Consider the following 5,851-nt stretch of genomic DNA (forward strand, 5'->3'; position numbering starts at 1 on the left):
CCCACCCACCACGTCACCGCCCCATCACCGCCTCACCGCCTCACCGCAGCGCACCGGCCCGACCCGGCTCGACGACCTCGAGGGGGCCACCACACCTCCTGCCCCCTCCACCAGCCTTGTCGTGGCGCTCAGACGCGACGCCGCACCCTCCGGCTGAGCGCGGTCGGGCACCGACTGTCGTCCCCTCCGGCGGTCGCCTGAGCACTTTGCCCGTCACCACCCCGGAGACGTAGGACAAGATGTCCGCCGTGCGCCGTCTCGATCCCATCGATGCCCGGATCCTCCTCGCCCTCGACGAGGATCCGCGCGCCACGGTGCTCGGGCTCTCGCGGCTGCTGAACCTGGCCCGCGGGACGGTGCAGGCCCATCTCGAGCGCCTGGAGTCCGACGGTGTGCTGCACCGCTTCTCGCGGCGCCTGGCGCCCGCGGCCCTCGGCTTCTCCGTCTCCGCGTTTGTGATGATCGAGATCCACCAGGGCCAGCAGGACGACACGCTCGGCCGGCTGCGCGAGACGCCCGAGGTCCTGGAGGTGCACGGGATCACGGGTGACGGCGACCTCATGTGCCGCGTCGTCGCGCGCGACGCGGACGACCTCTACCGCGTGGGCCAGTCGCTGCTGTCGATCCCCGGCGTGGTGCGCACCCGCACCTCGCTGGCCATGCGGGAGCTGGTGCCGTACCGCATCGACCCGCTGCTCAGCGACCTCGCCGACTGACGCGTCCCGCCGTCCGGGGCCGGGCGGCCCGTGAGGCAGGATGGGTGACGTGTTGCGGTGGCTGACGGCAGGCGAGTCCCACGGTCCGGCGCTCGCAGGGATCCTCGAGGGCCTGCCCGCCGGGGTCGAGGTGTCGGGTGACGACGTCCGGGCGGCCCTGGCCCGGCGGCGCCTGGGCTACGGCCGCGGCGCGCGGATGGGTTTCGAGCAGGACGAGCTGGAGGTCATCGGCGGCATCCGGCACGGCCTGACGCAGGGCGGTCCGGTCGCGCTGCGCATCGGCAACACCGAGTGGCCCCGGTGGTCCGACGTCATGTCCCCCGACGCGACCGACGCCGAGGGCCGGCGCTACGACGAGCCGGGCCGGCTGCCCGCCCGCGGCCGCTCGGCCCCGCTGACCCGGCCCCGGCCGGGGCACGCCGACCTCACCGGCATGCAGAAGTACTCCTTCGCCGACGCGCGTCCCGTGCTCGAGCGGGCCTCGGCCCGCGAGACCGCGACGCGCGTGGCGCTCGGCGAGGTCGCGCGGCGCTTCCTCGCCCAGACCGTCGGGGCGGACGTCGTCTCCCATGTCGTGTCCCTGGGGTCGGTGGCGGTCCCGGCAGGCAGCGTGCCCGAGCGCGGCGCGCGCGAGCGCATCGACGCGGACCCGGTGCGCTGCACCGACCCGGGCACGAGCGCGCGCATGGTCGCGGAGGTCGACGCGGCCCACGGCGAGGGCGACACGCTCGGCGGCGTCGTCGAGGTCGTCGTCCACGGGCTGCCCCCGGGCCTCGGCTCCTACGTGCACTGGGACCGCAAGCTCGACTCCCGCCTCGCCGCGGCCCTCATGGGCATCCAGGCGATCAAGGGCGTCGAGGTCGGCGACGGCTTCGAGACCGCCCGTCGCCGCGGGTCGCAGGCCCACGACGAGATCGAGCGCACGGACGACGGCAGCGACGCGGGCGGCCTCACCGTGCGCCGCCGCACCGACCGCGCGGGCGGCATCGAGGGCGGCATGAGCAACGGCGAGGTGCTGCGCGTCCGCGCCGCCATGAAGCCGATCTCCACGGTGCCGAAGGCGCTCGACACCGTGGACACGTCGTCCGGTGGTGCGGCGCAGGCGATCGCGCAGCGCTCGGACGTGTGCGCCGTTCCCGCGGCCGGTGTCGTCGCGGAGGCGATGGTCAGCCTCGTCCTGGCCGACGCGGTGCTCGAGAAGTTCGGCGGCGACACCGTCGGGCAGGTGCGGGCCAACGTGCGCAGCTACCTCGACGGCCTCGCGATCCGGACCGACCTGCGCGACTGAGGGACCCCCGCCGCGCGCTCGGTGCGAGGTGGAGAGACCATCTCCTCATGAAGATCGCGATGCTCGTCCTCGGTGTGGTCCTGGCTCTCCTCGGCGTCCTCTGGTTCCTGCAGGGGGTGGGCGTCCTCGGCGGCAGCGCCATGTCCGGCAACACCACCTGGGCCGTCGTCGGCCCGATCGTGGCCATCGTCGGCATCGCGCTGGCGGTCGCGTCCCGTCGTCGCCCGGCGCGGCGCCCCTGACCGAGTCCCCGCGGCCGCGTCAGCCCACGGGGCGGCGCGGCAGCCGGCGGTTGTGCACCGTCGTCACGACCAGCAGCGGCACCAGCGCGGCGACCACCGCGAGCAGCCAGGCCACGTCGCCGATCGCGCGGGCCAGGCCCTGCGCCGCGGTGATCATGAAGACGATCGTGGCGGTGTAGGCGACGAAGTAGGTGCGGGGCCGGCGTGGGGGCCCACCCCACAGCGGGAGGCGCGCGTCCGGGTTCGCCCGCGCCAGCACGAGGCCCGCGGCCGCGGAGGCCGTCGCGGCGAGGACGAGCAGCACCCAGGTCACCCGTCCATCATGACCCGGGGGCGGCGGCGGCCCTGCGGTCAGGCGCGGCGCATGGGCACGTGGGGGATGCCGTCCTCGGTGAACGGCTCGCCGTCGACCGCGAACCCGAACCGCGCGTACCAGCCCGCGAGGTGCGCCTGGGCGTCCAGCACCACCTCGACGTCGCCGGCCAGGTCCAGGCCCAGCCGCATCAGCCGCGCCGCGACCCCGGCCCCGCGGAACGCGCGCGCCGTGGCCACCCGGCCGATCCGGGCGCACCCGTCGGCGTCGCGCAGCAGGCGCGCCGTCGCGGCCACCGTGCCGTCGGGCGCCTGCGCCCACAGCAGCAGGGCGCCGGGTTCGGCGTCGCGGCCGTCGAGCTCGGGGTACGGGCACTCCTGCTCGACGACGAACACGTCGACCCGCAGGCGCAGCAACCGGTAGAGCACCTCCGGCTCGACGGCGCCCAGCGGCGCGTGGCGCACCTGCAGGTCGGGCACGAGCGCGCTGCTCACCCCAGCAGGTCGTGCCGCACGACGGTCTGCTCGCGGTCGGGGCCCACCCCGACCGCGGAGATCCGCGCCCCGCTGATCGCCTCGAGCGCCTCGACGTAGCGCTGCGCGTTCTTCGGCAGGTCGGCCGTCGTCCGGGCCGTGGTGATGTCCTCGGTCCAGCCGTCGAAGAACTCGTACACCGGGGTCGCGTGGTGGAAGTCGCTCTGGGACATGGGGATCTCGTCGAAGCGGACGCCGTCGACGTCGTAGGCGACGCACACCGGGATCCGCTCCCAGCCCGTGAGGGTGTCGAGCTTGGTCAGCACGAAGTCGGTCACGCCGTTGATGCGCGCCGCGTAGCGGGCGATCGGCGCGTCGTACCAGCCGGTGCGGCGGGGACGTCCCGTCGTGGTGCCGAACTCCCCGCCGTCCTGGCGCAGCTTGTCGCCGTCGGCGTCCAGCAGCTCGGTCGGGAACGGACCCTCGCCGACGCGGGTCGTGTACGCCTTCACGACGGCCACGATCCGGTCGATCCGGTTGGGCGGGATCCCCGAGCCGGTGCAGGCGCCCGCGGCCGTCGCGTTCGACGACGTGACGAACGGGTAGGTGCCGTGGTCGATGTCCAGCAACGTGGCCTGGCCGCCCTCGAACAGCACGATCTCGTCGCGGTCGAGGGCGCGGCTGAGTTCCAGGCTGACGTCGCGGACCATGGGCCGCAGGCGCTCGGCGTAGGACAGCAGCCCCTCGACGGTCTCGTCGACGGAGACCGCGCGGCGGTTGTACACCTTCACCAGCAGGTGGTTCTTCTGCTGCAGGGCGCCTTCGACCTTCTGCCGCAGGATGCTCTCGTCGAACAGGTCCTGGATGCGCAGCCCCACGCGGTTGATCTTGTCCGCGTACGTCGGGCCCACGCCGCGGCCCGTGGTGCCGATCTTGCGCGAGCCGAGGAACCGCTCGGTCACCTGGTCCAGCGCGCGGTTGTAGGGCGCGATGATGTGCGCCGACGCCGAGACCAGCAGCTTCGAGCAGTCCACGCCGCGGGCTTCGAGCGCGTCGATCTCCTCGAACAGCACCGACAGGTCCACCACGACGCCGTTGCCGATCACCGGCGTGACCCCGGGCGTGAGGATGCCCGAGGGGAGCAGGTGCAGGGCGTACTTCTCGTCGCCCACGACCACGGTGTGGCCGGCGTTGTTGCCGCCGTTGAACTTCACGACGTAGTCCACGCGGGCTCCGAGGGCGTCGGTGGCCTTGCCCTTGCCCTCGTCCCCCCACTGGGCACCGACGAGCACGATCGCGGGCATGACATCCCCTGCTTCCACTTCGTGAACAGACCGCGACGAGAGTACCCGCCCTCCCCCGGTGCGGCGTGTCCACCGACCGGGGGACGCCTCAGCGCAGGCGCTCGAGCAGCGCGAGGCCCAGGGCGCGCCCGGACGTCCAGGCGGCCTCGACCTTCGGCGTGGGCCCCCACGCATCGCCGCAGACGCCGATGAGGGAACCCTCGTCGAGCCCGAAGGGCTGCTCCTCGTGCTGGCGCAGCGGCTCCGCGAGCGACCAGCGGTGGGCGCGGTTCCACTCCGGCACGGGCGTCGGGCTCCCCGTGAGCAGGGGCCCCAGCTCGGCGATGACGGGCGCGACGGCCGAGGCCGGGTCGTCGAGGTGGTCGGCGGAGAACTCGGGCGCCGCGTGCGCGACGAGGACCGGCGCCCGGTCTCCGCGGCGGTCGCCGTCGTCGGCGAGGAAGACCAGCAGGTCGGAGGAGTTCACGAACGCCCCGTGGAAGTCCGGCCACCACCGCGACGACCATGCCGCGTAGACCGCGATGCAGGGCCGGTAGTTCCAGCGCGCGGACACGTCGAGGCGCATGGCGACCATGCGGGGCAGCAGGTCGGCCGCCTGCGGGTCCGGCATGGCGAGCACGACGGCGGCGGCGTCGACGCCGTCGACCTGCGGGCCGGTGGCCGTCGCGTCGACGGACTCGACGTCGGTCTCGCTCTCGACGAGCAGCGCGGGCCGCCCGGGCGGGGCGACGAGGTCGTCGACCAGGCTGCGCAGCCCTCCGGCCGCGCCGTAGCGCACCGGCCCCGAGGACGTGCGCTGCGGCTCGCGCGCCGCGACGTCGGGGTTGCCGTCGATGACCTCGAAGCGGTCCGTCCAGGGGCGCGCGAGTCCGCGGGCCTGCCAGTCGGCCACCTGGGCCGTGAACTCGTCGCCGGAGGCCGTGAAGTACGACGCCCCGAGGTCGACGACGCGGACCCCCGCGGCGGTCTCGACGCGGCGCCCGCTCATGCGGCCCCCGGGTCGACGGCCGCGGTCGAGCACCCGCACGGGCACCCCGGCCTCGGTGAGGACTCGTGCGCACGTGAGCCCCGCGATGCCCGCACCGACCACGACGACGGGCGCCGGCCCCGCACTGCTGGAGGCGGCGGCGGTCATGCGAGCAGCGCCTGGGCGGCCGCGGGATCGCAGTCGGCGAGGAACTCGGTGCAGCGCGCCAGCTCCTCGACCTCCTCGATCGCTCCGGCCGCACGCGCCAGCGCGGCGAGGGAGCGCAGGAACCCGTGGTTGGGCTCGTGGGAGTACGGGACGGGCCCGTGCCCCTTCCACCCCGCGCGGCGCAGCGCGTCCAGGCCGCGGTGGTAGCCCGTGCGCGCGTAGGCGTAGGCCGCGATGTCCTCTCCCGCACCGAAGGCGCGCTCGGCGAGCAGGGCCCACGGCAGCGAGGCCGACGGGTGCGCCGCGGCCACCTGGGCGGGGTCCGCACCGCCCGCGAGCGCCGCGTCGACCTCGGGGACGGCCGGCAGGAGGGTGGGGGG

Annotated in this window: 8 protein-coding genes; 3 read left to right on the forward strand and 5 right to left on the reverse strand. The window is 74.8% G+C overall.

The window, feature by feature from the left end:
- Positions 1 to 239 precede the first annotated feature (239 nt).
- From GTR02_RS19060 to GTR02_RS19070, 3 genes are read left to right on the forward strand one after another with little or no spacing between them, the layout of a single operon-like run.
- Complete coding sequence (locus GTR02_RS19060; RefSeq protein WP_166609063.1) at positions 240 to 716, forward strand: Lrp/AsnC family transcriptional regulator; 477 nt, start codon at positions 240 to 242, stop codon at positions 714 to 716.
- Positions 717 to 765: 49 nt separating this feature from the next.
- Entirely contained in the window at positions 766 to 2,004 is a 1,239-nt protein-coding gene (aroC, locus tag GTR02_RS19065; protein ID WP_166609064.1) for a chorismate synthase, read from the forward strand.
- A gap of 47 nt (positions 2,005 to 2,051) precedes the next feature.
- Positions 2,052 to 2,246 carry a hypothetical protein gene (locus tag GTR02_RS19070; protein WP_166609065.1) on the forward strand — a complete coding sequence of 65 codons (195 nt, stop codon included), beginning with the start codon at positions 2,052 to 2,054 and terminating at the stop codon, positions 2,244 to 2,246.
- Between the two features lie 19 nt (positions 2,247 to 2,265).
- On the opposite strand, the gene GTR02_RS19075 is transcribed toward GTR02_RS19070, so the two are convergent.
- From GTR02_RS19075 to GTR02_RS19095, 5 genes are all read right to left on the reverse strand, one after another.
- Positions 2,266 to 2,559 carry a hypothetical protein gene (locus tag GTR02_RS19075; RefSeq protein ID WP_166609066.1) on the reverse strand — a complete coding sequence of 98 codons (294 nt, stop codon included), beginning with the start codon at positions 2,557 to 2,559 and terminating at the stop codon, positions 2,266 to 2,268.
- 38 nt (positions 2,560 to 2,597) lie between these two features.
- Complete coding sequence (locus tag GTR02_RS19080; protein WP_338073929.1) at positions 2,598 to 3,053, reverse strand: GNAT family N-acetyltransferase; 456 nt, start codon at positions 3,051 to 3,053, stop codon at positions 2,598 to 2,600.
- Positions 3,050 to 4,336, reverse strand: a complete 1,287-nt coding sequence (locus GTR02_RS19085; protein WP_166609067.1) for an adenylosuccinate synthase — start codon at positions 4,334 to 4,336, stop codon at positions 3,050 to 3,052. The genes GTR02_RS19080 and GTR02_RS19085 overlap by 4 nt, the downstream gene beginning before the upstream one ends.
- An 88-nt stretch (positions 4,337 to 4,424) precedes the next feature.
- Complete coding sequence (locus GTR02_RS19090) at positions 4,425 to 5,471, reverse strand: NAD(P)/FAD-dependent oxidoreductase (protein WP_166609068.1); 1,047 nt, start codon at positions 5,469 to 5,471, stop codon at positions 4,425 to 4,427.
- Positions 5,468 to 5,851: DUF3151 domain-containing protein (locus tag GTR02_RS19095; RefSeq protein WP_166609069.1), on the reverse strand; the 384-nt coding region annotated here is incomplete at its 5' end. The genes GTR02_RS19090 and GTR02_RS19095, both read right to left, overlap by 4 nt.

The sequence above is a fragment of the Kineococcus siccus genome (assembly GCF_009906795.1).
Lineage (GTDB): Bacteria > Actinomycetota > Actinomycetes > Actinomycetales > Kineococcaceae > Kineococcus > Kineococcus siccus.

Excerpts from the sequence above, each read along its gene's own strand:
- GTR02_RS19090 (WP_166609068.1), bottom strand. The coding sequence starts at position 5,471 with ATGACCGCCGCCGCCTCCAGCAGTGCGGGGCCGGCGCCCGTCGTCGTG.
- GTR02_RS19060 (WP_166609063.1), top strand. The coding sequence starts at position 240 with ATGTCCGCCGTGCGCCGTCTCGATCCCATCGATGCCCGGATCCTCCTC.
- GTR02_RS19070 (WP_166609065.1), top strand. The coding sequence starts at position 2,052 with ATGAAGATCGCGATGCTCGTCCTCGGTGTGGTCCTGGCTCTCCTCGGC.
- GTR02_RS19085 (WP_166609067.1), bottom strand. The coding sequence starts at position 4,336 with ATGCCCGCGATCGTGCTCGTCGGTGCCCAGTGGGGGGACGAGGGCAAG.